General features: G+C 37.4%; 32 protein-coding genes. 3 read left to right on the forward strand and 29 right to left on the reverse strand.

Going from position 1 to position 26739, the window contains the following annotated elements:
* Positions 1–25 precede the first annotated feature (25 nt).
* The 27 genes from atpA to B9N79_RS19235 form a co-directional block, all read right to left on the reverse strand.
* Positions 26–1537 (reverse strand): F0F1 ATP synthase subunit alpha, encoded by a 1512-nt coding sequence (gene atpA / locus B9N79_RS19115; RefSeq protein WP_019394806.1) that lies wholly within the window; start codon positions 1535–1537, stop codon positions 26–28.
* Positions 1538–1552: 15 nt separating this feature from the next.
* Positions 1553–2095: a F0F1 ATP synthase subunit delta gene (locus B9N79_RS19120; RefSeq protein WP_040060321.1), complete on the reverse strand. Its 543-nt coding sequence runs from the start codon at positions 2093–2095 to the stop codon at positions 1553–1555.
* Entirely contained in the window at positions 2095–2622 is a 528-nt protein-coding gene (atpF, locus tag B9N79_RS19125) for a F0F1 ATP synthase subunit B (protein ID WP_019394804.1), read from the reverse strand. Before atpF ends, B9N79_RS19120 begins: the two co-directional genes overlap by 1 nt.
* Before the next feature lie 136 nt (positions 2623–2758).
* Positions 2759–2974 (reverse strand): F0F1 ATP synthase subunit C, encoded by a 216-nt coding sequence (gene atpE / locus B9N79_RS19130; protein ID WP_019394803.1) that lies wholly within the window; start codon positions 2972–2974, stop codon positions 2759–2761.
* 52 nt (positions 2975–3026) lie between these two features.
* Positions 3027–3737, reverse strand: a complete 711-nt coding sequence (atpB, locus tag B9N79_RS19135) for a F0F1 ATP synthase subunit A (protein ID WP_040060323.1) — start codon at positions 3735–3737, stop codon at positions 3027–3029.
* 21 nt (positions 3738–3758) lie between these two features.
* Positions 3759–4130 carry an ATP synthase subunit I gene (locus B9N79_RS19140; protein WP_046218039.1) on the reverse strand — a complete coding sequence of 124 codons (372 nt, stop codon included), beginning with the start codon at positions 4128–4130 and terminating at the stop codon, positions 3759–3761.
* Positions 4131–4135: 5 nt separating this feature from the next.
* A complete protein-coding gene (locus B9N79_RS19145; RefSeq protein ID WP_026009747.1) occupies positions 4136–4357 on the reverse strand; it encodes an AtpZ/AtpI family protein in 222 nt (73 codons plus the stop codon).
* 364 nt (positions 4358–4721) lie between these two features.
* Positions 4722–6935 carry a S8 family serine peptidase gene (locus B9N79_RS19150; RefSeq protein WP_040060325.1) on the reverse strand — a complete coding sequence of 738 codons (2214 nt, stop codon included), beginning with the start codon at positions 6933–6935 and terminating at the stop codon, positions 4722–4724.
* 76 nt (positions 6936–7011) lie between these two features.
* Positions 7012–8157: a non-hydrolyzing UDP-N-acetylglucosamine 2-epimerase gene (gene wecB, locus B9N79_RS19155; RefSeq protein WP_040060327.1), complete on the reverse strand. Its 1146-nt coding sequence runs from the start codon at positions 8155–8157 to the stop codon at positions 7012–7014.
* Between the two features lie 22 nt (positions 8158–8179).
* Positions 8180–8809, reverse strand: coding sequence for a uracil phosphoribosyltransferase (gene upp / locus B9N79_RS19160; protein ID WP_019394797.1), 630 nt, complete (start codon positions 8807–8809; stop codon positions 8180–8182).
* A 336-nt stretch (positions 8810–9145) separates the two neighbouring features.
* Positions 9146–10387, reverse strand: coding sequence for a serine hydroxymethyltransferase (gene glyA / locus B9N79_RS19165; RefSeq protein WP_040060328.1), 1242 nt, complete (start codon positions 10385–10387; stop codon positions 9146–9148).
* Between the two features lie 218 nt (positions 10388–10605).
* A complete protein-coding gene (locus B9N79_RS19170) occupies positions 10606–11109 on the reverse strand; it encodes a TIGR01440 family protein (RefSeq protein WP_040060502.1) in 504 nt (167 codons plus the stop codon).
* A gap of 83 nt (positions 11110–11192) precedes the next feature.
* Positions 11193–11456, reverse strand: a complete 264-nt coding sequence (locus B9N79_RS25870; RefSeq protein ID WP_120045929.1) for a methyl-accepting chemotaxis protein — start codon at positions 11454–11456, stop codon at positions 11193–11195.
* Positions 11437–11790: a methyl-accepting chemotaxis protein gene (locus B9N79_RS25875; protein WP_120045928.1), complete on the reverse strand. Its 354-nt coding sequence runs from the start codon at positions 11788–11790 to the stop codon at positions 11437–11439. The genes B9N79_RS25870 and B9N79_RS25875 overlap by 20 nt, the downstream gene beginning before the upstream one ends.
* Before the next feature lie 91 nt (positions 11791–11881).
* Entirely contained in the window at positions 11882–12352 is a 471-nt protein-coding gene (locus B9N79_RS25880; protein ID WP_123796586.1) for a HAMP domain-containing protein, read from the reverse strand.
* A gap of 202 nt (positions 12353–12554) precedes the next feature.
* Complete coding sequence (locus B9N79_RS19180; protein ID WP_040060330.1) at positions 12555–12989, reverse strand: low molecular weight protein arginine phosphatase; 435 nt, start codon at positions 12987–12989, stop codon at positions 12555–12557.
* A 76-nt stretch (positions 12990–13065) separates the two neighbouring features.
* Complete coding sequence (locus B9N79_RS19185; RefSeq protein WP_040060332.1) at positions 13066–13626, reverse strand: manganese efflux pump MntP; 561 nt, start codon at positions 13624–13626, stop codon at positions 13066–13068.
* A 68-nt stretch (positions 13627–13694) separates the two neighbouring features.
* Positions 13695–14738, reverse strand: coding sequence for an L-threonylcarbamoyladenylate synthase (locus B9N79_RS19190; RefSeq protein WP_019394790.1), 1044 nt, complete (start codon positions 14736–14738; stop codon positions 13695–13697).
* A 174-nt stretch (positions 14739–14912) separates the two neighbouring features.
* Entirely contained in the window at positions 14913–15359 is a 447-nt protein-coding gene (locus B9N79_RS19195) for a GNAT family N-acetyltransferase (protein ID WP_040060334.1), read from the reverse strand.
* Positions 15360–15422: 63 nt separating this feature from the next.
* Positions 15423–16127: a stage II sporulation protein R gene (gene spoIIR / locus B9N79_RS19200; RefSeq protein ID WP_040060336.1), complete on the reverse strand. Its 705-nt coding sequence runs from the start codon at positions 16125–16127 to the stop codon at positions 15423–15425.
* 120 nt (positions 16128–16247) lie between these two features.
* The gene (gene prmC / locus B9N79_RS19205; protein ID WP_082023745.1) at positions 16248–17114 is read right to left on the reverse strand and encodes a peptide chain release factor N(5)-glutamine methyltransferase; all 867 of its coding nucleotides are present in this window, start codon (positions 17112–17114) and stop codon (positions 16248–16250) included.
* Positions 17114–18190, reverse strand: coding sequence for a peptide chain release factor 1 (prfA, locus tag B9N79_RS19210; RefSeq protein WP_081496143.1), 1077 nt, complete (start codon positions 18188–18190; stop codon positions 17114–17116). Before prfA ends, prmC begins: the two co-directional genes overlap by 1 nt.
* A gap of 273 nt (positions 18191–18463) precedes the next feature.
* Complete coding sequence (locus B9N79_RS19215; RefSeq protein ID WP_019394785.1) at positions 18464–19036, reverse strand: thymidine kinase; 573 nt, start codon at positions 19034–19036, stop codon at positions 18464–18466.
* A 225-nt stretch (positions 19037–19261) separates the two neighbouring features.
* Positions 19262–19462, reverse strand: coding sequence for a 50S ribosomal protein L31 (rpmE, locus tag B9N79_RS19220; RefSeq protein WP_019394784.1), 201 nt, complete (start codon positions 19460–19462; stop codon positions 19262–19264).
* A gap of 134 nt (positions 19463–19596) precedes the next feature.
* The gene (gene rho / locus B9N79_RS19225; RefSeq protein WP_019394783.1) at positions 19597–20871 is read right to left on the reverse strand and encodes a transcription termination factor Rho; all 1275 of its coding nucleotides are present in this window, start codon (positions 20869–20871) and stop codon (positions 19597–19599) included.
* Between the two features lie 582 nt (positions 20872–21453).
* A complete protein-coding gene (gene glpX / locus B9N79_RS19230; RefSeq protein WP_085118806.1) occupies positions 21454–22422 on the reverse strand; it encodes a class II fructose-bisphosphatase in 969 nt (322 codons plus the stop codon).
* 24 nt (positions 22423–22446) lie between these two features.
* A complete protein-coding gene (locus B9N79_RS19235; protein WP_085118809.1) occupies positions 22447–23733 on the reverse strand; it encodes a UDP-N-acetylglucosamine 1-carboxyvinyltransferase in 1287 nt (428 codons plus the stop codon).
* Positions 23734–24092: 359 nt separating this feature from the next.
* Between B9N79_RS19235 and B9N79_RS19240 the strand changes: the two genes are divergently transcribed.
* Genes B9N79_RS19240 through B9N79_RS19250 form a run of 3 tightly spaced genes read left to right on the forward strand, consistent with a single transcriptional unit; the run spans position 24093 to position 25792 of the window.
* Entirely contained in the window at positions 24093–24416 is a 324-nt protein-coding gene (locus B9N79_RS19240) for a PadR family transcriptional regulator (protein WP_040060340.1), read from the forward strand.
* Position 24417: 1 nt separating this feature from the next.
* The gene (locus B9N79_RS19245) at positions 24418–25089 is read left to right on the forward strand and encodes a hypothetical protein (RefSeq protein WP_052264471.1); all 672 of its coding nucleotides are present in this window, start codon (positions 24418–24420) and stop codon (positions 25087–25089) included.
* A 43-nt stretch (positions 25090–25132) separates the two neighbouring features.
* Complete coding sequence (locus B9N79_RS19250; protein ID WP_048896892.1) at positions 25133–25792, forward strand: DUF1129 family protein; 660 nt, start codon at positions 25133–25135, stop codon at positions 25790–25792.
* Between the two features lie 44 nt (positions 25793–25836).
* On the opposite strand, the gene fsa is transcribed toward B9N79_RS19250, so the two are convergent.
* Positions 25837–26484, reverse strand: a complete 648-nt coding sequence (gene fsa, locus B9N79_RS19255; protein ID WP_019394777.1) for a fructose-6-phosphate aldolase — start codon at positions 26482–26484, stop codon at positions 25837–25839.
* Between the two features lie 96 nt (positions 26485–26580).
* Positions 26581–26739, reverse strand: a 159-nt coding sequence (locus tag B9N79_RS19260) for a class II fructose-bisphosphate aldolase (RefSeq protein ID WP_338090235.1), incomplete at its 5' end; no start/stop codon positions are given.

Consider the following 26739-nt stretch of genomic DNA (forward strand, 5'->3'; position numbering starts at 1 on the left):
AGGAAAGCTCTTTAAACTTCCCTTTTTATTCTTCTGATACAACGAACTTCGTTTTAAATTCTGCGATTGCACCTTTGAACTCTTCGTCTTCAGGTAAGTTTCCTGTCGAACGGATAGCGTTCATCATATCGCTCTTGTTCTTTTCTAACCATGTAAGATATTCTTCTTCAAAGCGTTGAATATCACCTACAGGAATATCATCAAGGAAACCACGAGTTAACGCATAAAGAATCGCAACTTGCTTATCAACTGTTAAAGGTTTATTTAATCCTTGTTTCAACACTTCAACAGTTCGCTGTCCACGGTTAAGTTTTGCTTGTGTTGCTTTATCAAGGTCTGAACCAAACTGTGCAAATGACTCTAGTTCACGGAAAGAAGCTAAGTCAAGACGAAGCGTTCCGGCTACCTTTTTCATCGCCTTAATTTGAGCAGATCCTCCAACACGAGATACAGAAAGACCCGCATTGATTGCTGGACGTACGCCTGAGAAGAACAAGTCTGATTGTAAGAAAATCTGTCCATCTGTAATCGAAATTACGTTTGTTGGAATGTATGCTGACACATCACCAGCTTGTGTTTCGATGAATGGAAGAGCTGTTAGAGAACCTGCTCCTTTTGCATCTGAAAGCTTTGCTGCACGCTCAAGTAAACGAGAGTGTAAGTAGAATACATCACCAGGATATGCCTCACGACCTGGAGGACGACGTAATAATAATGAAAGTTCACGATATGCTGATGCTTGTTTTGTTAAGTCATCATATACAACTAGAACGTGTTTTCCATTGTACATAAACTCTTCACCCATTGTTACGCCTGCATATGGTGCTAAGAACAGCAATGGCGCAGGCTGTGAAGCAGATGCTGTCACAACAATTGTGTAGTCAAGAGCTCCTTTTTTACGAAGAGTTTCTACTACATTACGTACTGTAGATTCTTTCTGTCCAATAGCAACGTAGATACAAATCATATCTTCGTCTTTCTGGTTTAAGATTGTATCAATTGCAACAGATGTTTTACCTGTTTGACGGTCACCAATGATTAACTCACGCTGACCACGACCGATTGGAACAAGAGCATCGATTGCTTTAATTCCAGTTTGCAATGGTTCATGAACTGATTTACGATCCATAACACCTGGTGCTTGGCTTTCAATTGGACGAGTTTTCGTTGCTCCAATTGGACCAGCTCCATCAACTGGTTGCCCAAGCGGGTTTACAACACGACCAATTAGCTCTTCACCAACTGGTACTTCCATAATTCTTCCTGTACGGCGAACTTCATCACCTTCACGGATGTCTGTATAAGGTCCTAAAATAACAATACCTACGTTATTTGTTTCTAAGTTTTGTGCTAATCCCATAACACCGTTTGAGAATTCCACAAGCTCTCCAGCCATAACACCATCTAAGCCATGAACACGAGCAATACCATCTCCGACCTGGATTACTGTTCCCACGTCATGAACTTGAACATCTGACTGATAGTTTTCAATTTGCTTTTTTATCAGTGCACTAATTTCTTCAGCTTTAATGCTCATGTGTTTCACCCCTATCTACGATCTCTTTGTAAGCGTGCTACGGACACGGTCTAGGCGTCCTTTCACACTGCCATCATATATACGATTGCCAATTCGAAGCTTTACACCACCAATAAGACTTGGGTCAACAATGTTTTCAATATGTAAAGACTTCTTGTTTACTTTCTTAGAAAAAGTATTGGAAAGCGATGATTTCTCATCTTCGCTTAGCGCTTTTGCAGAATAAACCAGCGCTTTTGCCACGCTCTTTTCCTCATCATATAGCGCAAGGAAATGATCAATCACTTCAGTCACAATAACAATCCGGTGACGATCTAAAAGTAATAAAAGTGCGTGTTGAACTGGTGGAAGACATGTAGAAAACGTTTCTTCCATCAACGCCTTCTTTTTTTGCTTATTAATCTTAGGATGTGTTAAAATTTCAAGAAATTGCGGATTTTCATTAAACACATTTTTAATGATTTCAAGCTGTTTGCTTGCCTCATCTAAAATATGTTGTTCTTTTGCTAATTGAAACAAGGCCACTCCGTAACGTCTTGCAACTACTCCGTTACTCATTACGCTCGCCCTACTTCATTAATATATTGTTTGATTAATTGCTCCTGATCATCTTCAGAAAGCTCTTTTTCAATAACTTTAGAGGCAATTAAAACAGATAGAGAGGCAACTTGCTCGCGTACAGAATCCATTGCTTGCTCTTTTTCAAGCTCAATTTCTCTTTTCGCAGATTCTTTCAAACGCTGTGCTTCATTTCTTGCAGCAGCGATGATTTCTTCTTTTTTCTCATCTGCTGTTTTACGCGCTTCTTCCATCATTGTTTGAATCTCTTGACGAGAATTTTTTAGAATTTCGCGTTGCTCTTCAGCTAGTTTTCTAGCCTCAGCATTGCTTTGTTCTGCTTGATCAATTTCATCCGCAATATATTGCTCACGCTTTTTCATAATACCCATAATAGGCTTCCATGCAAATATCTTTAAAAGCACTAGTAGAATAATAAAGATTACAAGTTGGTAAAGCATATCCCCAACTTGAAAGCCTCCACCAGCCGCTCCTAACATAAGTGAATCTGGATTTAGAACAGACATCGCGATGCTCACTCCTTTCAGAGGGTTACCGTTTTTTTAATGTATTATAAGGAAAAAATAGTTTGTGAATAAAGGAAAGGCGAAGGTTCGTAGAGAATGATCTTCGCCATGTTCATCCTTGTTAAGATTCTTGTTATTAACCTTGACCTTGGAAAATGAATGCCATTACTACAGCGATAATCGGTAATGCTTCAACAAGGGCAACCCCGATAAACATGATTGTTTGTAGTTTACCTTGTGCTTCTGGTTGACGAGCAACACCTTCTACTGTACGTGAAACGATTAATCCGTTACCAATCCCTGCACCAAGTGCACCTAAGCCAATTGCAATTGCAGCTGCTATTAAATTCATTTAAAAGCTCCTCCTTTAATTTATGTATTAATGTAGTTAATTTATATAACTTTTAATGGTCTTTCGTGACTTTATGAGCCATGTAAACCATTGTTAACATAGTGAAAATAAATGCTTGAATTGTTCCAATGAATAAGCTAAACCCTTGCCATAAAAGCATTGGAATTGCTCCGCCAAGAATTCCGACGAATCCATGTGCAGTAAGACCAACTAAAAGTGATAATAGTATCTCCCCGGCAAAAATGTTTCCGTAAAGACGAAGACCTAACGTTAACGTATTGGCAAATTCTTCAATGATTTTTAATGGTAACAAGAATGGCAATGGACGAATATAATCGCGTCCGTACTCTGCTACTCCCTTCATTTTGATGCCATAGTAATGAGTTAGTACAACAACCATTGCTGCTAACGTTAAGGTAACTCCTGGATCTGCTGTTGGTGATTTCCACCAAAGAGTATGATCTATAACTACAGCAAACGGTAATCCTAGCATATTAGAAACAAAGATATACATTAATAAGGTCACACCTAGGAATAGAAAACGTCCTCCTGTCTTCCAGTCCATATTACTGCCAATGATTCCTTTTACAAAGTCTATGATCCATTCTACAAAGTTCTGCATTCCTGTAGGTTTCATAGCCAATGTTCTTGCACCAAGAACTGCAATGATGAATACAATGATCGAAGCTACTGTAATCATTAAGATATTACTCAAATTGAAAGAAAGTCCAAAGAATTCATGTATAGGCGCTTTATGATCCAATTTTGCTCACCTCTCTTCCCATTATTTATTACGTAAAATTTGAATAAGATAATCTATGACAATGACAATATAAACTGTCATTAAGCCAAGCAATACTACAATGGGATCAAATAGCTCCGGATACTCTAATGCGATAATGACAGCAAGTAATGCTATCGCAAAGCGCGTAAAGGTACCAAGTGATCTAAGCTTTTTTCCTTCTTTCAGCGCCTTAGCTAACTTTTGCTGACTTCTAACCATTGTCCAAAGCATATAAAAGCTAAAAGCTGCACCCATAATCAAACTGAGAAAGATAGTTTTATAAGGTGTAACTCCCCAGCCAATGGCAAACAGAGCTAGAATGGAAAACATGTACCCTCTTAACCTTATAAATAGATTTTGAATGTCTGACATAGGCATTAGTCTCCTGAGAAAAAGTACTTAATTGAGTAAAGCATCACATAAATCCCAAGGGCAATTCCAAGTAGTATACCTACTATAAGCCAAAGGGGATCTGTCCCAAACTTTCGATCAAGAAAGCCTCCAACAAACATACCAATCAATGGAAAACCTGCTAGTTGTGAAACAATGGTTGTCATCAAAGACATTGCTTTAAGCAACTGATGAGGTCCATCTTTCATCACCTAGTTTCCCTCCCCCATTTTTTTAATATTTTTAAAATTCTTTTAATAATTTCTTGAAATTTTGATGTTTAAGAGTTGGGTGTGAGAGGAAAAATTTGTTACTAATTGTAAAAAAACAAGGCTTTATAAATTGGTTGATTTTATGAGGAAAAACATTGATACTACAACTTTTTTTAGGGTGTGAAAACCTTACCATTCATATCCCCTGTTAGCATACAATACGACTATATTCATGTCAATGTGTTTAAAGTGAAAATCATCTTTATTCATCCAAAACTTCGCTTTTGTACACATTTTCGTCATATTTTCTCACAAACAAACCTAGATGTTAACGTGCTTAACATTTAGGTTTGTTTACTATTCATTCTATTTTTATTTCACCTTCAAAAGTTTGTTGTTTTGCATTTTTATACACAAAAATGACTGCTTTATACTCCCCTTTCACAGGAAGTAATGAACGTTCAACAACAGATGTAAATCGTCCTCTTCCAATATTTTCACGAACATCAACATATTGAACAAATCTTAATGTATCTTTTTCATAAAGAGCTATCCCTAACTTATCTGCTCCTTCAGGTAAAAAAAGCTCATATTGATAGAGATCGTCACTTTTAACTCGTGAAAATTGAAATCCCATAACTTTAGGATAATTAGGTTCTCCTACAATAAAGAGATATGGAAGATGAACTTCACGAGTAGAGTCTTTTATGGAAACTAATCCATCATGAAGCCCTTTTTTAAGCCTTGCGTTCTCAATAATAGCCTTTACTATAACTTCTTTTTTTTCATGCGGAAGAACATCTATAAATAAAGGTGCCTCCCAACGAATTCCTTCATATTTTGGAAACTGTAAGCTAAGTCTCTTAGGTTCTTCACTTATATTCTCAACTGTTAGAGTAGCCTTTTTCGTTATTTCACCCTTTTTGGTTTCATGAACAATTCCAAGTGATAAAGATGGAGTAACAAACAATGTTTGTTCAATAGCTCTTTTTAAGTCAATGCGCCCTGCTCCTTGAACATAAGCAGGTAAGTTTCTTTTTTTATCATCTTGAAGAGATATTGCTGTATTCATAAGAGCCGCTTTCACTTGGTTTGGAGACCAGGTTGGATGAGCTTGTAAAATGAGAGCACACGCTCCCGCTACATGTGGTGCAGCCATACTTGTACCATGAAGAGACATATAGTCTTTCAATGCTGTGCTATTAATCTCCATCCCTGGAGCTAATACATCTGGCTTAATTTCCCACGTTGTTGTAACAGGTCCTCTAGAGCTAAATGGAGCTATCTTATCTTGAATCTCTTCATATTGAGTTACTCCATAAAGGCGGTTATCTTTCTTCTTTGAAAGAAGCTCTTTTCCATCATTATAACTAATTGCTGCGATGGGTATTCTAAGCTCAGATTGAAGAGCACCAGAAAATAATCCCCTTTCCCTCTTATTGTTTGAAATAAGAACTCCTTTTGCTCCAGCTTTTTCAGCATTAAGCGCTTTTTCTGTAAATGATATTTTCCCTCTTTTTACAAGGACTACTTTTCCTCTTGCCTCTTCTAATTCGTTCTTTTGTCCATAACCCCCTGCTACAATTTCATAACTTTGTTCTAAATTCCAATTTGGCGATCCTTGTAGCTTTTGAAGCGCAACCTTCTTTCTGTTAACTTCAAGATAAGGCAACTTTAATGGCGGAGCTGAAGCACCAACTGAAATAGCCTCAGAAGCGGTTGCTGGAGCACCGACGGTCCATAAATCAGGACCTGAGTTACCATTTGCAGCTACAACTACGACACCTTGATGAACAGCTTCATTTACAGCTAGACTTGTGGGCCAATCAGGACCATTAATTTCGTTTCCTAAAGAAAGATTTAACACGTCCATTTTTTCTTCAATTGCTTTTTCTATTGCTAGAATAACTTGCTCTGAACTTCCCATCCCACCTGGCCCTAGTGCTCTGTACATATAAATATCAGCTTCTGGAGCTACGCCTTTCATTTTACCGTTTGCACCGATGATGCCTGCTACATGCGTTCCATGATAAGTAGGAGGCCCTTGCTTTTCCACCGTTTCCATTGGGTATTCATCAATATCAACGAAGTCGTAGCCACCTTTGTATGAATGTTGAAGATCGCGATGAAGCATGTTAATACCTGTATCAATAATTCCGATTTTTACACCTTTACCTGTTAAACGCTTGTTTTCTTTGTCAAAGATCCCTCTCACTTCATCTCCACCAATAAATGGAACACTCTCATTCATTGTTTGCTGATAATAAGTTACTCCAAATAACTGTTCTGTCCACTTTTCTTTCTTGATTGCTTGAAGATCTATACCAAGCCCTTCTACTGAAAAACCTTCAAAAACCTGATGATACATATTCCTTATTTTCACATTCGGATAATGTGTCTTTACATTTCTTACAGCTTCTTGAAGATGTCCCTTCTTTACTACAATAATGGTCTTTTGTAATTTCTGAGAAAGAGCATTGTCAATTGAAGGAGGTTTTTCAAAAGCTTGGCTATATACCTCTATAGGTAGCAATAGAAAACATAAAACAATACTTATAAAGAAACATTTTCTCATAAAAAAACACCTCTCATATAGCGTTTCACAAACAACGCTTTTCATGCGAGAGATGTTTCTTTACAATATAGACCTTTTATGGATTAAATGTATCAGGTCGATTTTCTTTTTGTTTAAAGTGATACAAAATAGCATCTGCAATACGAGCTGAAGCACGTCCATCTCCATATGGATTAGAGGCTTGTGCCATTTGCTCATATGCATCCTTATCTTCTAAGAGCTCTTTTGTAAGCTTATAAATATGTTCTTCTTCTAATCCTGCAAGCTTCAATGTTCCTGCTTCAATTCCTTCAGGGCGCTCTGTTGTGTCCCTAAGAACAAGAACAGGAACACCCAATGAAGGCGCCTCTTCCTGCACTCCACCTGAATCTGTTAGGATGATATGTGCACGTGAAGCAAAGTTGTGAAAATCTACAACTCCAAGGGGTTCAATAAGCTGAATTCTCGGATCATTGCCAAGCACCTCATCAGCTAGTTCACGCACAACTGGATTAAGGTGAACAGGGTAAATTACTCGTACATCCTCATGCTCTTCGACAATTCGTTTTACCGCTTTAAACATGTTGCGCATCGGCTCACCTAAATTTTCGCGACGGTGTGCTGTTAAAAGAATCAAACGATGGTCACCAAGACCTTCTAAGATTTCATGATGATAACTTTCGTCTACTGTTGTCTGAAGTGCATCAATGGCTGTATTTCCTGTAATATAGATGTTTTCTTCTTCTTTGTTTTCTATCTTTAAGTTATTTGCTGATTTATTTGTTGGAGCAAAGTGTAAATCTGCTAGCACACCTGTTAATTGTCGATTCATTTCTTCAGGGTACGGAGAGTACTTATTCCATGTTCTTAATCCAGCTTCAACATGTCCAACAACAATTTGATTGTAGAATGCTGCTAAACTTGCAATGAAAGTTGTTGTTGTATCTCCGTGGACAAGGACAATATCAGGCTGCACTTCTTTCATTACAGCATCAAGACCTTGAAGACCTCTTGTTGTTACGTCCATAAGTGTTTGGCGATCTTTCATAATGTTAAGGTCGTGGTCTGGTGTAATGTTGAAGATGGACAGAACTTGATCAAGCATCTCTCTATGCTGTGCTGTTACTGTAACAATTGATTCAAACTGTTCTGAGCGACTATTTAGTTCAAGTACAAGAGGAGCCATTTTAATTGCTTCCGGACGCGTCCCAAAAATAGTCATAACTTTAATCCGCTTAGCCATTTTTCATCACCTTTTATTTTGTTTATTTCGTTCCGTACAAACGGTCTCCTGCATCCCCAAGACCTGGCACAATATAGCCGTGATCGTTTAACTTTTCATCTAATGCTGCAATATAAATATCAACATCTGGATGAGCTTCTTGCATCACTTCTACTCCTTCAGGTGCTGCTACTAAACACATAAATCTAATGCTTGTTGCTCCACGTTTTTTCAGAGAGTTAATCGCTTCAACCGCAGATCCCCCTGTAGCTAACATTGGATCTACAACGATAAAGTCACGTTCTTCAACATCGCGAGGAAGTTTTACGTAATATTCAATTGGTTTTAATGTTTCAGGATCACGATATAAACCAACATGCCCTACTTTTGCCGCAGGGATAAGTTTTAAAATTCCTTCCGTCATTCCAAGACCTGCACGTAAAATTGGTACAATCCCCAGTTTTTTACCTGCTAATACTTTTGATGTAGCTTCACAAACTGGTGTTTCAACGTTTACCTCTTGCAAAGGTAAATCTCTTGTAATTTCAAAAGCCATTAAGCTTGCTACTTCATCCACAAGCTCACGGAATTCTTTCGTTCCTGTACTTTTATCACGAATATACGTTAACTTATGCTGAATTAACGGATGATCAAACACATATACTTTTCCCACAATTACATCTCCTTTAGTTAAAATGTTACACATGGAACAAGGCATTCTAAAATAAGAAATCTTACTTTTAGAATACCTCTCAAATCTTGTTAGCCTCACATGTTCTGCCGTCAAGTACGCACAGCAATAAAAAGTGAAAAGCATTTACCAGCAATATGTAATACTGTTTATCATAAATAACGGTTCGTTTGTAATATCGCCTAAACGAAATAAACACATTGCGTTTATTTTACAGAAAAAAAAAAGTGAGTTCAAGTCCTTCTTCTAGAATGAAGCTTTTTTAAGACGATAAAAAGGCACACCTTGAGCTGTCCTCAAGACGTGCCTTTTTGATTTTTAGTATGTTGGGTAAAGTTCAAATTTGCTTGTTAAAGCTTCAACACGTTCTTTTGCTTCTGCAAGTTTGCTTTCATCTTCTACATTTTTCAATGTTAGACTCATAATTGAAGCAATTTCTTTCATATCTTCTTCCCCAAAACCACGGCTTGTAACTGCTGCAGTACCAATACGAATACCACTTGTTACAAATGGGCTTTCTGTATCATAAGGGATAGCATTTTTATTTGTTGTAATTCCTACTGAATCAAGAGCTTCTTCAGCTACTTTACCTGTTAATCCCATCTCTTTTACGTTGATTAGAATTAAATGGTTGTCCGTTCCATCTGAAACAATAGAGAATCCTTCTTCTTTTAGAGCACTTGCGAATGCTTTTGCATTATTAATGATTTGTTGAGCATATGTTTTGAAATCTTCCTCTAATGCTTCTCCAAACGCTACTGCTTTCGCTGAAATAACGTGCATAAGTGGACCACCTTGAAGACCTGGGAAGATCGCTTTATCAATCTTCTTCGCAAACTCTTCTTTACATAGAATTAAACCACCACGAGGTCCACGTAATGTTTTATGAGTTGTTGATGTTACAAAATCGGCATATGGAACTGGGTTTGGATGAAGACCAGCTGCAACAAGTCCAGCAATGTGAGCCATATCAACCATTAAATATGCGCCAACTTCATCAGCAATTTCACGGAAACGAGCAAAATCAATTTCACGTGGGTATGCACTTGCACCTGCAACAATTAATTTTGGTTTATGTTCTATTGCTTTTTGTCTTACATCATTATAGTCAATAAGATGTGTTTTTTCGTCTACGCCGTACTCTACAAAGTTATATTGAACACCGCTGAAGTTAACAGGACTTCCGTGCGTTAAATGTCCACCGTGTGATAAGTTCATACCAAGAACCGTATCACCTTGTTCTAGAATTGTGAAATAAACACCCATGTTAGCTTGTGCACCTGAGTGAGGTTGAACATTAGCATGTTCTGCCCCAAAAAGTTCTTTTACACGATCACGTGCGATATCCTCAACAACATCAACATGCTCACATCCGCCGTAATAACGACGGCCAGGATAACCTTCTGCATATTTATTTGTCAATACTGAACCTTGTGCTTCCATAACAGCTTCACTTACAAAGTTTTCTGAAGCAATCAGCTCGATTTTAGATCTTTGTCTTGATAGCTCATCTTGAATGGCATTATAGATTTTTGGATCTTGTTTTGAAAGTTTTTCCATGGTGGTCCTCCCCTTCTTTTACGGTACTTTTTGTTATTTAGTCCTAAGTCTTTCCCTATTGTAGCACATTTACTTAACTATGAGAGGCTATTTTTTATAAAAGTTCATGTTTTATATAAAAACAAATAGAAAAAGAGCAAATAACAATGTCCATCTCTATTTAAACACGAACATTAACTGATTTTCAATATGAAAATATATGTTAATAAGCCTAATCTTTAAGCATATGTTGCTCTGGCCCCACCAATGAACTTAGGTCTTGTTGTAGCAAAAGTAACGTGTGCTTCTCCCAGTTTATTGCTTTGACACCGAACAGGAACAGCAACAGCTTTTAAATGCATTCCAATAAATGTGTCACCAATGTCAATTCCAGCTTCAGCTTTTACTTCTTCCACTACAACAGGATCTTTCATATGTTCGTAAGCATACGTTGCCATTGATCCGCCAGCTTTTGCTGCTGGAATAACACTTACCGGATCTAATCCATGCTCTTTTGCTGTCTCCCTTTCAACAACAATAGCCCGATTTAAATGTTCACAACATTGAAAAGCTAATTTGACTCCTTTTTCTTTACTAAGCTTGTCCAAAGAAGAAAAAATCGTTTCTGCTACAGGGCTCTTGCCTGCTGTTCCAATTCTCTCCCCGCTCACTTCACTTGTACTGCAACCAATAACTAATGTTTTATCACGCAAAGAAACTTGTTCTGAAAAATCAGTCAACATTGCTTGGAAATCACTCGCTAGACTGCTGAAGTCATCACTCAAAGTAAACACCTCTTCACGGTTAATATTTGAACTTTCCTTCATTATAACTTAAAACGTTGAATTGTGAATTTCAATTGCTCAGCTTGTTCTGCTAAATATTTCGCAACATTACTAACTTCTTTCATTAAATAAAGCTGTTCCTTAATTACAGCATTCACTTCTTCTGCACCTACTGATGTTTCTTCAGCGATTGCTGCTACTTCCTGAGATTGACTTGATGTTTGGCCTATGTTTTGTACTTGCTGCTGCGAGAAAGAGACAATAGTTTCAACAGAGGAAGAAACCTCATAAACAGATTCTTTCACAATCTTTTAATACTTTTTGTGTTTTATCCCCTTTTAACACTTCTTGCTTTCCGATTTCGACTTGGTGATGAATTTGATTTACAGCTTCACTAATTCCATTTTGGATATTTTGAATAGGCTTTGTAATACTTTTTACAGCTTGTGCACTTTCATCAGCCAATTTACGCACTTCTTCTGCTACAACAGCAAATCCCTCTCCATGCTCTCCTGCCCGTGCTGCTTCAATCGAGGCATTTAATGCAAGCAAATTTGTTTGTCTCGAAATATCCCCTACAAGTGAGGTAATATCTTCTACTTGTTTAGCGTGTTTCTCAAGTTGGCCAACAGCTTGCAAAGATTAACCATTCTGCTCAACCAATCGTTCTAGTCCTTTTATAAGCCCAACTGTTGCTTCACTTGTTCCATCTAGAGCTTCAACCATTGTTTCAGAAAGGACGCTTTGAATGTAGTGCTTTTTCCCGCACATCTCCTGCTAGAACAAGCACATGCTCAATAGATTCTGCTGTGTCTTCAATAGCAGCTGCAGAGTTTTCAGCGCCCTCCGATATTTCATCAATTGTTTGGGAAATATGCGAAGAATGTCTAAAGGCATTATCTGCTAAATTAGAGATTTGAAGCATGCACTCATTTGCTTTATTTGTGTTCTCTTCAATAGTCATAATTATGTCACGCATATTTTGCAGCATTCTATTAAAAGCTTGTCCAATATCATAGATTTCATCATTTGAAAGTTTTAGATTTACTTCATCACTGAGATTACCTTCAGCTGCTTTATTTACTACAATCTCTAACTGTTGCAAAGGACGGATAATGAAACCTGTTGCTAAAAACATTAACAACCCTGTCCAAAATATCCCAAGCGTGAGAACAAGAGCTGTAAAGACTGTCTGACTCATCAATTCTCCTGCCTGCGGGTAGACAAGATATAGAAAAAAGCACTTGTAGAATAGGTGATGATTGCTAAAATAAAAGTGAAAAATACAAGCTTAAATCTTAAATTAAATTTATATTGCTTCGACATAAAGACCCCTCACTTATCCGATAAATTATCCTCTACAATGCCTTCCATGCAACATTTAGAGATAATGGATTTCTGCCCTATTTATCGGCTAATTTAAGGATAAGTTGATGAATAAGTTCATCTAATTCACTGAGGGTTTCTCGGTAGATAGAGAGATCCCCCCCATATGGATCTTGTACATCTCCAACTGCTGAAGTAGAAAATTCATGCAATGTGAATGTTTTCTTGGCAGTAAAGGGGTGCTGACTAACAATTAATTGTTTATGCTGATTTGTCATCGTAAAAATATAATCAGCCCATTCTGCAAGCTCTAATGTAAAGGGCTGTGAGCGGTGATTATGCTCTATTCCTTTTTCTAATAAAGCCTGAGAGGCTGCAGCGGAAATTGGCATTCCTTTCCCTGCAAATATCCCAGCTGACTGGACTTCAAAATCTTTTTTTTCCTTCAGCAATGCAGAAGCCATTGGACTACGGCACGTGTTACCTGTACAAACGAATAAAACTCTCTTCATGTAATCAACCTTCTCTCTAAAAAATAAAAAGCTCAAATCTCTGAGCTTTTGTTCATCTTCTTTCTATTATAAAAATTTAAAATGGCAAGAGCAATTTTATACCAAACGCAAGAAGGATACTTCCCCCAAGCACCTCGCTATAAGACCCTAACAATCCTTGAACACGACGTCCAAGTAAAAGGCTTATCCACGTTAATACCATGCTGACAGCTCCAAACACAATAACAGTAAGCAAAGTTTTCGCTCCAAAAATCCCTAGACTAAGTCCAACTGAAAAACTGTCTAAACTAACGCTTAAAGCAAAAACAATAAGACCAAATCCAACAGGTTTTATTAGTATATCTTCCCCTTTTTTGAAAGACGAGTAAATCATTTGAATGCCAAGAAAAAGAAGAAGAGCTCCTCCAACATATGTTGCAAACATCCCAAATTTCTCTGAAAGCAAACGTCCCATTCCAATTCCCAACAAAGGCATAATGAAATGGAAAATGCCAATAGTTAGTCCAATGTAAAAAATCTGTTTCATCCTCAATTGAATAAGACCCATTCCAAGACCGATTGAAAAAGCATCCATTCCTAGTGCAAATGCCATCACAAATAACGTAAGAAACTCACTCGCAAAATCAGGCAAGGTCATTTTTTCTCCCCCTCAGATGTACATATCCTAATTCACCATATGCACGTCCAAAGGGGTTTAGAATGTTTCTATTCTTCTGAAATGATTTTATGTCCTGCAGCTTTAACAAGACGATTCATAATCGCCTCTCCTAATCCTTCTCTTTCAAAGCTTTCGCTATAGATAATATCGAGATCTTCCTGATTGAAAGCCCGCAATGAATCGTATAAAGAGGCAGCAATTGAAGCTTGATCTTCTCGGTGTCCGCATACAATGACTTTATCTCCTGGATAAAAAGAATAATTTTCTTCTGTAGAAAGGACGCCTACTTTCTTTCCGCCTTCTTGTGCTTTCATAATAGTCTCTCGCATAAACTCTCGTGTTCCAGATACAATGAAAAGAGGAGCATTTGGTGCATAGTGCGTGTATTTCATACCAGGAGATTTTGGTTTCTCCTCTTCTTTTAATAATGCTTGGTCAACTTCAACTTCTCCGATAACTTCTTCTAACTGTCGCTTTGTAATACCACCTGGTCGCAAAATAAGGGGTGGTTCACATGTACAGTCCAATACTGTTGATTCAAGACCTACCCCTGTTTGACCACCATCAACGATCCCCACAATTCTTCCTTGTAAATCCTCGTAAACGTGCTGTGCAGTAGTTGGGCTAGGTCGGCCAGACAAATTTGCACTTGGAGCTGCAATAGGAAGGTCTACTTTTTGGAGAAGAGCAAGAGCTACAGGATGTGAAGGCATACGAACACCAACTGTTGATAGCCCTGCTGTCACTCCTTGAGAGATGCCTGTTTTACTTTTTAAGATGAGCGTAAGCGGGCCAGGCCAGTAGGCTTCTGTTAGCCTTTTAGCTTTTAAGGGTACTTCCTCAACAAGTCCATCAAGCTGATTAGCATTCCCAATATGTACAATAAGAGGATTGTCGCTTGGTCGACCTTTGGCTTCAAAAATCTTCTTCACCGCTTTATCATTTGTTGCATCTGCTCCAAGACCGTAAACTGTTTCTGTTGGAAAAGCCACAACTTCCCCTTTTTTTAATAAAGAAGCAGCTTCTTCGAGTTGTGGATAACTATTCACATTATTTTCTGAATTATCCACAATCCACATGTTTGTTTTCATCTTCTTACCTCCTATTATCTTTTTATTTATCCCCATTAAAATAGGGGTTCTACTCACTTTTTTATTAAAAATAGCACCAATAAGCGCCCTTCGTCCACATTTTGTGGATAAAAGGCGCTGGATTGTTAATAACTTTGTGGATAGTATTTTTCATAAAAGTTATCAACAGCTTTTCTACGCTTCTTTCTTTACATTATAATGCATAAAATGAATTTCTTCATTTTCCTCAACAGCTTCTTGATAAAATCGTTGAAAAGCAGATGGTGAACTCACTGGAGCAACTTCCTGAAAACCAAGCAGATGGAAAAACGGCAAAGCACTGCTTTTATTCGTCACTAAGTACAAATCTTTCAACTCTTTTTGCCATGCAAGTCGAAAAGCTTCATGAAAGAGCGCTAAGATTTCTTCCTGACTTACTTTTTCACTCATAATAAGAGAACGTAGAAGCCCTTTATCACCTAGTTTATAAATACCTAGCGTTCCTTGTAGATTTCCTTGCTTGTCCTCCATTAAAACAAAATGTTGTATTTGCTCCTTAATCCCTTCTGAATCAACTCCAGCTTTCTCAATAAAGGCAAGTATATTTCTTGCATCACTCTTCTCAGCATAGCGTAAATGCATCTCTCTCTCCCCCTAGTCTTTGGTATCTACTACCTACTCTATGAGGTGGAAAGAGAAATAGAACTAGGAGACCACTTTTTCAAACCATTCTACAACAAAGAACTTCACTTCTGGTTTTTGTTCTTTCTCTTCTTTTTTGCTTTCTTTCTTTTTTGGTTTAATATTTTTTATTTCTGCTTCCTTTGCCTTTACTGATGGTTCTGGTTGTGTCACTTCTTCTTTCACCGGCTTTGAAGTTGATTCAGAAGCTTTTACACCTTCTTGTTCTGGCACAGCTTGACCATTTGAGAAATCAAGGAAACACATAGGTGGAAATAATACACACCACCAATTTGCGCCGTCACCTTCTCCAAGCGTAATCAATACTGCTTCATATTCCCCAGCAGGATATAATAAATTCCCATAAAGCTTTGTTGGAAATGATACTTTACCGAATTTAACGTTTGCCTCATATGAAAACCCTTGTTCTTTAAGAACTCTATTAGCAATTTCCTTAATTTCTGGAAGATTACTTTGAATTACTTTACTAGCTTCCTCAAAAGACGTTAGCTCTTCTACCCACTTATTAATTTCCTTGTTCACTTCATCGCGAACCATACGTTTTACTTTTTGATCTTTATCACTATCGCTATTAGCTAGAATTCGAAGCCTTATAGCGTCATTTGGAATAACTGTTCGTTCAGTGGCCTGTGCTGTTCCATTCCCTGTAACTTGAAGATATGCTCCTACAAATAAAAGTAATAAAAAAATGATTGCTTGTTTCTTCATTTCCCACACCGCCCTCTCACTAGAACAGTATGGGCAAAATTTGCTTTCTTAAACCTTGAAAAACTATTATTCTTTTATTTTTTCAGACAAGAAGTTCCTCTCCTAAAAAAGGAACTTGACTTAAAGACTTGCTAGAACAATTCTATCTTTGCCGTTAATGTCATCAATTGCTTTTACATCCGCTGTCGGAAAAGTTTCTTTCAGCATGTTTCCTACATCCTTTGTTTGTCCAACGCCAACTTCAAACGCTACAATTCCGTCTTTTTCTAATACATAAGGAAGTTCTTCCATTAGTTGACGATAAAAATCAAGCCCGTCCTCTCCTCCAACAAGAGCACGCATTGGCTCATGTTCTTTCACAACAGGGGAAAGTGTATCAATATCACAACTTGGGATATAGGGAGGATTAGAGACGATAACACTTGCCTTTTTCTCCATCTTGATTAATGGAGAAAGCATATCTCCTTCTAAAAATTCAACAGCTGCTCCGAGCAACCGAGCGTTTTGTTCTGCCACTTCAATTGAAGTTCGAGCAATATCAATAGCTTTTAGAGCTAAATTTGAATTTTCTAGCGCAAGGGTAATCGCAATTGCTCCACTGCCTGTTCCAACGTCAACAGCGTTCAGCTTCTTATTACTTCCCCACTTTTGCTCTATCTTCTGCAAAACATGAAAGACAAGCTCTTCCGTTTCAGGACGTGGGATTAATACTTCCTTATTTACTAAAAAATCTCGTCCATAAAAGCTCTCTTTCCCAATGAGGTATTGAATTGGAAGTCCTTCAGCATGACGTCGTACATCAGCTTCAAAAGCAGAGAAGATCTCCTGGCTTACTTCATCATGAAGAGAAGCTAAAAGTTTTGAGCGCGTTGTTTTTAAATGGTGAATTAAAAGAAGTTCACCTGCATTTTGATCTCGATTATGTTCTTCTAAAAAAGAAGAAGCCCATTTAAGGACTTCAAAAATTTTTGTTCTGTTTTTCATCATTACATCGACTCTTCCATACGTTGAGCTTGATCTTCCATGATAAGTGCTTCAATTACTTCATCAAGTTTACCTTGCAGGATTTGATCAAGTTTTTGGATTGTTAGTCCAATGCGGTGATCTGTTACACGGTTTTGTGGGAAGTTATACGTACGAATACGCTCAGAACGATCTCCACTTCCTACCGCTTGTTTACGGTTTTGATCATATTCAGCCTGTGCTTCACGCTGGAATTTATCATAAATACGAGCACGTAAAACCTTCATCGCTTTTTCTTTGTTTTTGATTTGAGACTTCTCATCTTGACATGATACAACAACACCTGTTGGTACGTGTGTTAAACGAACAGCTGACATTGTTGTATTTACACTTTGTCCACCTGGACCACTTGATGCAAAGGTGTCAACGCGAATATCTTTTTCATGGATATCAACCTCGACCTCTTCTGCTTCCGGCAAGCAAGCAACCGTTGCTGTAGATGTATGAATACGTCCACCTGATTCTGTCTCTGGTACACGTTGCACACGGTGTGCTCCATTTTCAAACTTCATCTTTGAATAAGCGCCTTTTCCACTAATCATAAAGATGATTTCTTTATAACCACCAACGCCCGTTGAGGTTGCTTCCATTACTTCTGTTTTCCAACCATTTGCTTCTGCATAACGGCTGTACATACGATAAAGGTCTCCTGCAAATAGAGCTGCTTCATCTCCACCTGCTGCACCGCGAACCTCCATAATTACGTTTTTATCGTCATTTGGATCTTTTGGTACAAGTAAGATTTTCAAACGTTCAACAAGCTCTTCTTCACGTTCAGAAAGCTCCGAAATTTCTTCCTTTACCATTTCCTTCATTTCAGCATCAAGCTTATCTTCAAGCATTAATTTTGCTTCGTCAAGCTGCTCTTTTACTTCTTTATATTCACGGTATGCTTCAACTGTTTCCTGAATATCAGACTGTTCTTTTGAATACTCACGAAGTTTATTTGCGTCATTTACAATTTCAGGATCACTCAATAGCTCATTTAATTTATCATAACGCATTTCTACTGAATCTAAACGATCAAACACGTTCTTCACCTCTATTATATTCCCTTAATCGCGTCTTAAAGACATCTGAATAAATGCCAATAAATGCTTCACTTTACACTTTACAGTAGTGAAATATAGACACTTCCAAGTGGAAATCAAATTTTCTCCATAACATTATAATTATAGTATAGGCTACAGCAAACGTCAAAAGCAAATAAGCCTAAAAAATGAAGGTGATCAACCATTCCCTTTCTATAAAAAAGCGATAAAAACTCTTTTATTAGAAAAGAATTTTCATCGCTTTTTCCATTACTATTTATTTTATAGAGGCGGATTAGCATGACATTTACGACAAACTGGATAGTAGGAATCATTTCCCCCAATTTGAATTTGTTCACCTGTATATACGGGCTTCCCAGCATCATCTACGCGCAAATTCATAATTGCTTTGCGCTCACAAAACCAGCAAATTGTCTTCATTTCTTCCACTTTATCAGCATAAATTAATAAATAACGACTTCCTTCAAAAAGTTCGTTTTGAAAATCATTTTTGAGTCCGAAACACATAACAGGAATATTAAGTTCATCTACAATACGAGCAAGCTGTAAAACGTTATCTTTATTAAGAAACTGAGCTTCATCAATAAGGATACAGTTCGGCTTTGGAGAATGATCCAAGACAATATTAAAGATGTCGGTGTCATCAAATATTGGAATAGCTTTTCGACGAAGGCCAACTCTACTTGAGACGTATCCAATTTCATCTCTTGTATCAATTCCAGAAGTAAACATAAGGACTGTTTTATTTTGTTCCTCATAGTTGTTTGCCACTTTTAAAATTTCAATTGATTTCCCACTATTCATTGCGCCATATTTAAAAAATAACTGTGCCATCAAATTCTCCTTACCTTGTTATTCATCTCTCTTTACATATCCTTAGAAGTAGCTTTCCATACGTTACGCTTTTCTATGTTTAGAGCGAACCACATTAAAAAGAAGATAAGTTTTATACATATCTTCCTAGGTGCCCTATGATAATATAAACGTTTTATGTTTCACTATGTAAAAAACAGGCAAGAGCTTGAGCCGCTTGCCTGTTTTGATCGTACATATTTACGATTACTTAAGACCGTATTTTTTATTGAAACGTTCAACACGACCGTCTGCAGAAGCAAAACGTTGACGTCCTGTGTAGAATGGATGGCACTCAGAGCAAACCTCTACGCGTACCTCTTCTTTAACAGAACCAGTTTCAAATTCATTTCCGCAAGAACATTTTACTGTTGCTTTTTTATAATCCGGATGAATTGCTGATTTCATGTTTTTCATCTCCTTCCGCCCTGAATCATCTGAAACAGAGTTATATCCACGCTAATTGCGTGATGTCGCACATCTTTGAATTATAACAAGGGTTTACTTCTTTTGCAATAGCATTGTTTTATAAGAAGAAAATGTTAACGTTTGCCGTGTGTGACCGCTTTTCTTTCCTCTATCAATGCTTGAAAGAAATCTTCGTTTGATTTCGTTTGACGTAAACGACGCATAAACTTATCAACAAAGTCAGGAGCATCTGCCATTGTTTTACGGATTGCCCATAAATGATCAAGATGCTCTTTCGGGATCAACATTTCTTCCTTACGAGTACCTGAACGACGAATATCAATCGCAGGGAAGATACGCTTCTCAGCAAGTGAACGATCAAGATGAAGTTCCATGTTTCCTGTACCTTTAAACTCTTCATAAATAACGTCATCCATACGTGAACCTGTATCAACAAGTGCTGTTGCAAGAATAGTTAAACTACCGCCTTCTTCAATATTTCGGGCAGCCCCAAAAAATCGCTTTGGACGGTGGAACGCTGCAGGATCAATACCTCCTGAAAGAGTACGTCCACTTGGTGGAATAACTAAGTTATAAGCACGAGCTAATCTTGTAATACTATCCATTAAAATAACCACATCTTTTTTATGTTCTACTAAACGCATAGCACGCTCTAGAACAAGTTCTGCTACTTTAATATGGTTTTCTGGAACTTCATCAAATGTTGAACTAACAACATCCCCTTCTACAGAACGCTCAATATCTGTTACTTCTTCAGGGCGCTCGTCAATAAGAAGAACAATAAGCTCTGCTTCTGGATTATTTGTAGCAATGCTGTTCGCAATTTCTTTTAAAAGCATTGTTTTCCCTGCTTTTGGCGGGGCTACAATAAGACCACGCTGACCAAAACCAACAGGAGCAATCAAATCCATCACACGAGTCGATAAGTGATTTGGTTTTGTTTCAAGCGTAATTTGACGATCTGGATAAATTGGAGTCAAGGCAGGGAAATGCACACGTTCTTTTGCAGACTCTGGATCATCTCCGTTAACCGCTTCCACGTGTAATAAACCATAATAACGTTCATTTTCTTTAGGAGGACGTACTTTCCCCGAAACTTTGTCTCCGTTACGCAAATCAAAACGACGAATTTGAGATGCTGAAATATAAATATCTTCTGAACTTGGAGAGTAGTTAATTGGACGTAAAAAACCAAAACCCTCTGATTGAATAATTTCAAGAACACCTTCCATAAATAGTAAGCCGTCTTTTTCAGCTTGTGCTTTTAAAATTGCAAAGATTAATTCCTTTTTAGTTAACTTACTATAGTATGAAACGCTATATTCACGAGCGTGCTCATATAATTCTTTTAATTTCATATTTTCTAAACTCGATAATGTTAAGCTCATGGAAAACACCACTTTTCAAGATAAAATTTTTCAAAAATGCAAGATTTTATAAAGCATTAGGAAAGCTTGCACAAACAATGATAAAAAAACTAAATACTCGTTTAGCCTGTTCTTCCTAAATAATTCTTTTACTATTTTTCCGCTGGGATCAATCTATATTTTAGGAGAAGATAAATTAAAACTTCTAACGTGTAGGAGTTCATCTTTACTACTTTGTTCTGGATAAAAAGCAGTTGAGATAAGATAAACAGAAGTATAAAGAGTAGAGTAGTGTTTTTCTATTTGTGTAGCATTCTCTATTCTAACCCTTTTTACACTTTTTAATCAACAAAAAAGGTGAGCTATCAAAACGGGACTCAGCAATGGGGATTAAAGATAAATTCGCGCTTATCCCTTCATTTCCTTCATTTTAGGCTAATGTCACCACAAAAGAAACGGAAACAAATTCCAGTAATATATCAAGCGTTGCCTCTATCTGGCAACGCTTGATCATTAGACTTTATACAACTATTAAAATAGTACATTATGAAAAGAAATACAAGATATGATAGCTCTAATTTTAATTATGGTTAAAAAGTTCCGTTATGGCTTAATAACTAGGTTTGGCTTTTTCTTCAGACTGTGACGACCATCAACAAAACGAACTGTACCCGATTTTGCTCTCATAACAAGTGATTGAGTTGTACCGATAGATCCTTTAAATTGAACACCTTTTAAAAGTTCACCATCTGTTACCCCTGTCGCTGCAAAGATAGCATCTTCCCCTTTTACAAGGTCGTCCATATAAAGAATGCGATCAACATCCGCAATGCCCATTTCTTTACAACGGTTTAATTCTTCTTCACTTTGTGGTAAAAGCTTCCCCTGAAGTTCCCCGCCTAAACATTTTAAAGCAACAGCTGCTAAAACACCTTCTGGCGCTCCGCCTGAACCGAATAAAATGTCAACACCTGTATTGTCAAAAGCTGTGTTAATAGCCCCTGCAACGTCTCCATCATTAATAAGCTTAATGCGTGCACCTGCTTCACGAAGTTCATGAATGATTCTCTCATGACGTGAACGGTTTAGAACGGTTGCTACAACATCTTCAATATCTTTGTTTTTAGCTTTTGCTACCGCTCTCAGGTTATCAATAACAGAAGCATTAATATCAACTTTGCCCACAACTTCTGGACCTACAGCAATTTTCTCCATATACATATCAGGGGCATGAAGTAAGTTCCCGTTATCCGCAACAGCTAATACAGCTAGGGCATTCCACCCTCCTGCTGCAACAATATTTGTTCCTTCAAGAGGGTCCACAGCAACGTCAACACGGGGCCCATAGCCTGTACCAAGCTTCTCACCAATATATAGCATTGGCGCTTCATCCATTTCTCCCTCACCAATAACAACAGTCCCTTTCATTGGGATTGTATCAAAAACATCACGCATTGCAGATGTAGCAGCCTCATCTGCTTCTTCTTTTTTTCCTCTTCCCATCCATCGTCCTGATGCAAGAGCTGCTGCTTCTGTTACACGAACTAATTCCATTGATAAACTTCTTTCCATTCTCATCCATCCCCAGTCGGTGATTTAAGAATTTTGAAATTGCTCAATTTCCTGTTCTGTCATACGTTCGCGCCAAATAACCGCCCCTAAACCTGAGAGTTTATCAACAAGATGGCTATACCCTCTGTCAATATGCTCAAGTCCAGTAATCTCAGTGATGCCTTTTGCCATTAATCCTGCTGTTACAAGTGCTGCACCTGCTCGCAAATCAGAGGCTTTCACTTTTGCTCCTTGAAGCTCTGTTGGACCATTAATGATAGCAGAACGCCCCTCTACTTTTACAGACGCATTCATTCTTCTTAATTCATCAATATGTTTGAAGCGTGCACTATAAATAGTATCAGTTACCATGCTTGTCCCTTCCGCTTTTGTTAGAAGAGCTGTAATTGGTTGCTGTAAATCTGTTGGGAATCCTGGGTGAACGAGTGTCTTAATATCCGCTGCTTTTAAGTTTTCTTTTCCTCTAATAAGCACTTGATCATCGTTCGTTTGCACTTCTACTCCGATCTCACGAAGTTTTGCAATTAATGGTTCGATATGCTTAGGAATTACATTGTCAATTAACACTTCTTCTCCCATTGAAGCCGCCATTATCATATATGTACCTGCTTCAATTCGATCAGGAATAATAGAATGACGGCAACCACTTAGATGATCAACTCCATCAATACGAATAACGTCTGTTCCTGCCCCTTTAATACGTGCTCCCATGCTTGTAAGAAGGGTAGCAACATCGATGATTTCCGGCTCTTTCGCCGCATTTTCAATAACAGTGCGCCCTTTTGCTCTTACAGCTGCAAGCATAATATTAATTGTCGCCCCAACGCTGACAACATCTAAATAGATACGTGCTCCTTTTAACTCTTCTGCTCGCAAATAGATAGCTCCCTGCTCATTGGTTACCTTTGCCCCTAGAGCTTCAAAACCTTTAATATGCTGGTCTATTGGACGAGGACCTAAATGACATCCTCCAGGAAGTCCAACAACTGCTTTCTTAAATCTTCCAAGCATAGCTCCCATTAAATAATAAGAAGCTCGTAGCCTTTTCACCTTTCCATTTGGGAGCGGCATCGAAATCATCTTTTCAGGATTTATTTTAAGCTCGTGAGCATCCATTGAAACACTTCCGCCAATTTCCTCAATTAAGCTGCTTAGGATAGCAACATCTGAAATATCAGGAAGACCCTCGATTGTAACAAGCGACTCAGCTAAAATCGTAGCAGGAATTAAAGCTACAGCACTATTTTTAGCCCCACTTATTCTTACTTCACCTTTTAACTTGTGACCACCTTCGATTTTCAATTTTTCCATGTTAATCTCCTTTCTAGCAGACCGATGTTCTACTATGTCAGAGTTACGTATTATACGTTCGTCATCATTATTGCCGATAATAACTTATATGTTACAAAAATAATAAAAACTTTAAACAATTTATAATAGACTACCTTATGATAACACTTTCAAAAAAGGATGACGATAGGGTTTTTCACACATATGAAGAAAAAAGTAATCCTTTTTAATCCCTATCTTTTTTCTTATTCTAAACTTTCTTCTACCATACAATATATCATTCTTGCCTAAAAAAACAATTCTTACTTCCTCAAATTTCAATAAATGAACATAAGTACATTGCAAAACAATATAGATAAGAATCGTGGTGATGAGAACAATTGGATAATCAAAGCCAGTTACTAAAAGGGATACTAGAAGGCTGTATTTTGCTTGTTATCTCTCGAAAAGAAGTATATAGATATGAACTTAGTGAGCGACTTCATCAGGCAGGGCTAACTATGGTGAAGGAAGGAAGTATTTATCCAGTGCTTGCTCGTATGCAAAAACTAAAATGGATTAAAGGAACAATGAAACCTTCCCCATCAGGTCCAAACAGAAAATACTACAAACTGACAAGTGAAGGAGAAGAAGCCTTAAGGCAGTTTGAAGAAAATTGGGATGATATCATTGGTGCCGTTAGTCAGTTGAAAGGAGAGATGTAGTTTGAATACAAAAGATATTATTAAAAGGAATAGCGAACTACAGGCATCCCTAAATACTCATAATGAAAAAGTTTACGAGAATATGGTTGTCTATATAAGACTGAACTCACTATCTGAACGAGCTACAGAAGAAACGTTACTTGAAATATTGGAACATCTCATTATTGGACAGCAAAATGGCAAAAAGGCGGAAGAAATCTTCGGCTCTGATTTAAAAGCTTATTGTGATGATATATTATTGAATCTACCAAAGGAAACAAAAGCTCTTCAATTTATGAATATTCTTTATTTCAATACTTTAATTTTCATGTGGATGTTTATTCCTAAAACGATTGGAGAAATCATTGGTCTCTTCTACCCTGCTTTTTCAGAAGACCATATTTCCCTCCTTCCCTTTTTAATTTCATGGCCTTTTACATGGATTATCATTTGGGCAGTTTTAAAAGCTATTAAAAATAGTGTATATAGCTCAAAAGGCTGGATTGCCCTTGGAGTTTCTATGTTCGTCATCGGTACTATCTCATACATTTTCACAGATCAAATTTTTAAAGATGTATGGACAATTCCCATGAACTTGTTAATAAGCACTTCTATTATTTGTCTACTTTTCACTCTTCAGTATGCATTTAAAAAATATTCAAAGCATCTCGAAACAAAAACCTCCTACAGCTAAGCAATCACATAAACTAAAAAAACTATAAAAGGAGTAAAAAACGTTGACTACAGAGGAACTAATTAAAAGGAATGCTATTCTTCAAAGAAGTTTAACAAAAGAAAATGCTGCTGCTTACGAAATAGTGCTTACCTATGTAAGAGGAAGCAATGTTTCTGAACGAGCAACAGAGGAAACGCTTTTAGAAATTATTGAGCACTTAATCGCAGGACAAAAACATGGGAAAAATGCAGAAGATTTATTCGGGCGGGACTTAAAACGATATAGTAAAGACATTGTAGCGAACTTACCTAAGGAAACAAAATTAGTTCATCTAATTAATGCCTTTTATTTTGGAACCCTAATGCTTATGTGGATGTTTATTGTGGAGACAGCAGGGCAGTTTCTTAGCACATTCTTTGACAGATTCTCAAAAGATACATTTTCAATCATTCCTTATCTTATTAGCTTAATTTCTTTAGCTCTTCTTATTACTTGTTTCATGAAGTTACTTAAAAACGCAGATTCAAAGTTGTGGACTGTGATTACTATCATCGTTGGAGCATTAAATATTCCATCATTTATTTTCTCAAGGTATTTATTTGAAGATGTTTGGATACTGCCTATTAATTTTTCCATTAGTTTCTTTATTACCTTATCATTATTCCTGATTCAATATACTTTTAAAAAATGGTCTAAGTCCCTTCGGAATGGATGGGTCTAACAAAAGAATCCCTCTAGCTATTTCTAGAGGGATTTTTTCATCTATCAAACGTTCACACGAGCTTCCCAGTCTTGTAGGAATTTCTCGATACCTTGTTCTGTTAATGGATGGTGGAAAAGTTGCATGATAACTTTTAACGGAATTGTCGCAATATCTGCACCACGTAACGCTGCTTCTTTAACATGTAATGGATGACGGATACTTGCAGCAATAATCTCCGTTGGTAAATCATGCACTGCAAAGATTTCAGCAATTTCACTAATTAAATCTAATCCTTCATGACCAAGGTCATCAAGACGTCCTAAAAATGGAGATACGTATGTTGCACCTGCACGTGCTGCTAAAAGTGCTTGGTTTGCAGAGAAAACAAGTGTAACATTGGTTTTAATGCCCGCTTCAGAAAAATATTTAACAGCTTTTAAGCCATCGGGAGTCATTGGAACTTTTATCGTAATATTCGGAGAAATTTGAGCAAGCTCTTTTCCTTCTTCAATCATTTCCTCCGCTTTTAATGAAATAACCTCTGCACTTACAGATCCTGGAACAAGACTAGCGATTTCTTTCAAACGCTCTTCGAAAGATACATTCTCTTTTGCAACTAGGCTAGGGTTTGTTGTAACACCAGCTAGAATTCCTAATTCATGTGCCTCTTTGATTTCATCTAGATTCGCTGTATCGATAAAAAATTTCATTTTCCTCATCCCTTCTTTTTTCCTTTTATTTAAAACGGTTACAAGAAAGATATAAAAGTGAGGAAGCTTGTAAAAAAGACTTCCTCACATGTTTAATTATGCTTTGTTTGAAGAACCAAACTCACGCATTTTACCAATAACAGTCTCTTTAATTGCTTCACGAGCTGGTCCTAGGTATTTACGTGGATCATATACTTCAGCATCTGCTGCTAGTACTTCACGAACAGCTTTTGCAGAAGAAATTTGGTTTTCTGT

Source organism: Priestia filamentosa, assembly GCF_900177535.1.
Taxonomy (GTDB): Bacteria; Bacillota; Bacilli; order Bacillales; family Bacillaceae_H; genus Bacillus_I; species Bacillus_I filamentosa.

Excerpts from the sequence above, each read along its gene's own strand:
- atpA (WP_019394806.1), bottom strand. The coding sequence starts at position 1,537 with ATGAGCATTAAAGCTGAAGAAATTAGTGCACTGATAAAAAAGCAAATT.
- B9N79_RS19120 (WP_040060321.1), bottom strand. The coding sequence starts at position 2,095 with ATGAGTAACGGAGTAGTTGCAAGACGTTACGGAGTGGCCTTGTTTCAA.
- atpF (WP_019394804.1), bottom strand. The coding sequence starts at position 2,622 with ATGTCTGTTCTAAATCCAGATTCACTTATGTTAGGAGCGGCTGGTGGA.
- atpE (WP_019394803.1), bottom strand. The coding sequence starts at position 2,974 with ATGAATTTAATAGCAGCTGCAATTGCAATTGGCTTAGGTGCACTTGGT.
- B9N79_RS19140 (WP_046218039.1), bottom strand. The coding sequence starts at position 4,130 with ATGTCAGACATTCAAAATCTATTTATAAGGTTAAGAGGGTACATGTTT.
- B9N79_RS19145 (WP_026009747.1), bottom strand. The coding sequence starts at position 4,357 with ATGAAAGATGGACCTCATCAGTTGCTTAAAGCAATGTCTTTGATGACA.
- B9N79_RS19150 (WP_040060325.1), bottom strand. The coding sequence starts at position 6,935 with ATGAGAAAATGTTTCTTTATAAGTATTGTTTTATGTTTTCTATTGCTA.
- wecB (WP_040060327.1), bottom strand. The coding sequence starts at position 8,157 with ATGGCTAAGCGGATTAAAGTTATGACTATTTTTGGGACGCGTCCGGAA.
- glyA (WP_040060328.1), bottom strand. The coding sequence starts at position 10,387 with ATGGAAAAACTTTCAAAACAAGATCCAAAAATCTATAATGCCATTCAA.
- B9N79_RS19170 (WP_040060502.1), bottom strand. The coding sequence starts at position 11,109 with ATGTTGACTGATTTTTCAGAACAAGTTTCTTTGCGTGATAAAACATTA.
- B9N79_RS25880 (WP_123796586.1), bottom strand. The coding sequence starts at position 12,352 with ATGAGTCAGACAGTCTTTACAGCTCTTGTTCTCACGCTTGGGATATTT.
- B9N79_RS19180 (WP_040060330.1), bottom strand. The coding sequence starts at position 12,989 with ATGAAGAGAGTTTTATTCGTTTGTACAGGTAACACGTGCCGTAGTCCA.
- B9N79_RS19185 (WP_040060332.1), bottom strand. The coding sequence starts at position 13,626 with ATGACCTTGCCTGATTTTGCGAGTGAGTTTCTTACGTTATTTGTGATG.
- B9N79_RS19190 (WP_019394790.1), bottom strand. The coding sequence starts at position 14,738 with ATGAAAACAAACATGTGGATTGTGGATAATTCAGAAAATAATGTGAAT.
- B9N79_RS19195 (WP_040060334.1), bottom strand. The coding sequence starts at position 15,359 with ATGCATTTACGCTATGCTGAGAAGAGTGATGCAAGAAATATACTTGCC.
- spoIIR (WP_040060336.1), bottom strand. The coding sequence starts at position 16,127 with ATGAAGAAACAAGCAATCATTTTTTTATTACTTTTATTTGTAGGAGCA.
- prmC (WP_082023745.1), bottom strand. The coding sequence starts at position 17,114 with ATGATGAAAAACAGAACAAAAATTTTTGAAGTCCTTAAATGGGCTTCT.
- B9N79_RS19215 (WP_019394785.1), bottom strand. The coding sequence starts at position 19,036 with ATGGCACAGTTATTTTTTAAATATGGCGCAATGAATAGTGGGAAATCA.
- rpmE (WP_019394784.1), bottom strand. The coding sequence starts at position 19,462 with ATGAAATCAGCAATTCATCCGGATTATAAAAAAGCAACAGTAAAATGT.
- rho (WP_019394783.1), bottom strand. The coding sequence starts at position 20,871 with ATGAGCTTAACATTATCGAGTTTAGAAAATATGAAATTAAAAGAATTA.
- glpX (WP_085118806.1), bottom strand. The coding sequence starts at position 22,422 with ATGGAAAGAAGTTTATCAATGGAATTAGTTCGTGTAACAGAAGCAGCA.
- B9N79_RS19235 (WP_085118809.1), bottom strand. The coding sequence starts at position 23,733 with ATGGAAAAATTGAAAATCGAAGGTGGTCACAAGTTAAAAGGTGAAGTA.
- fsa (WP_019394777.1), bottom strand. The coding sequence starts at position 26,484 with ATGAAATTTTTTATCGATACAGCGAATCTAGATGAAATCAAAGAGGCA.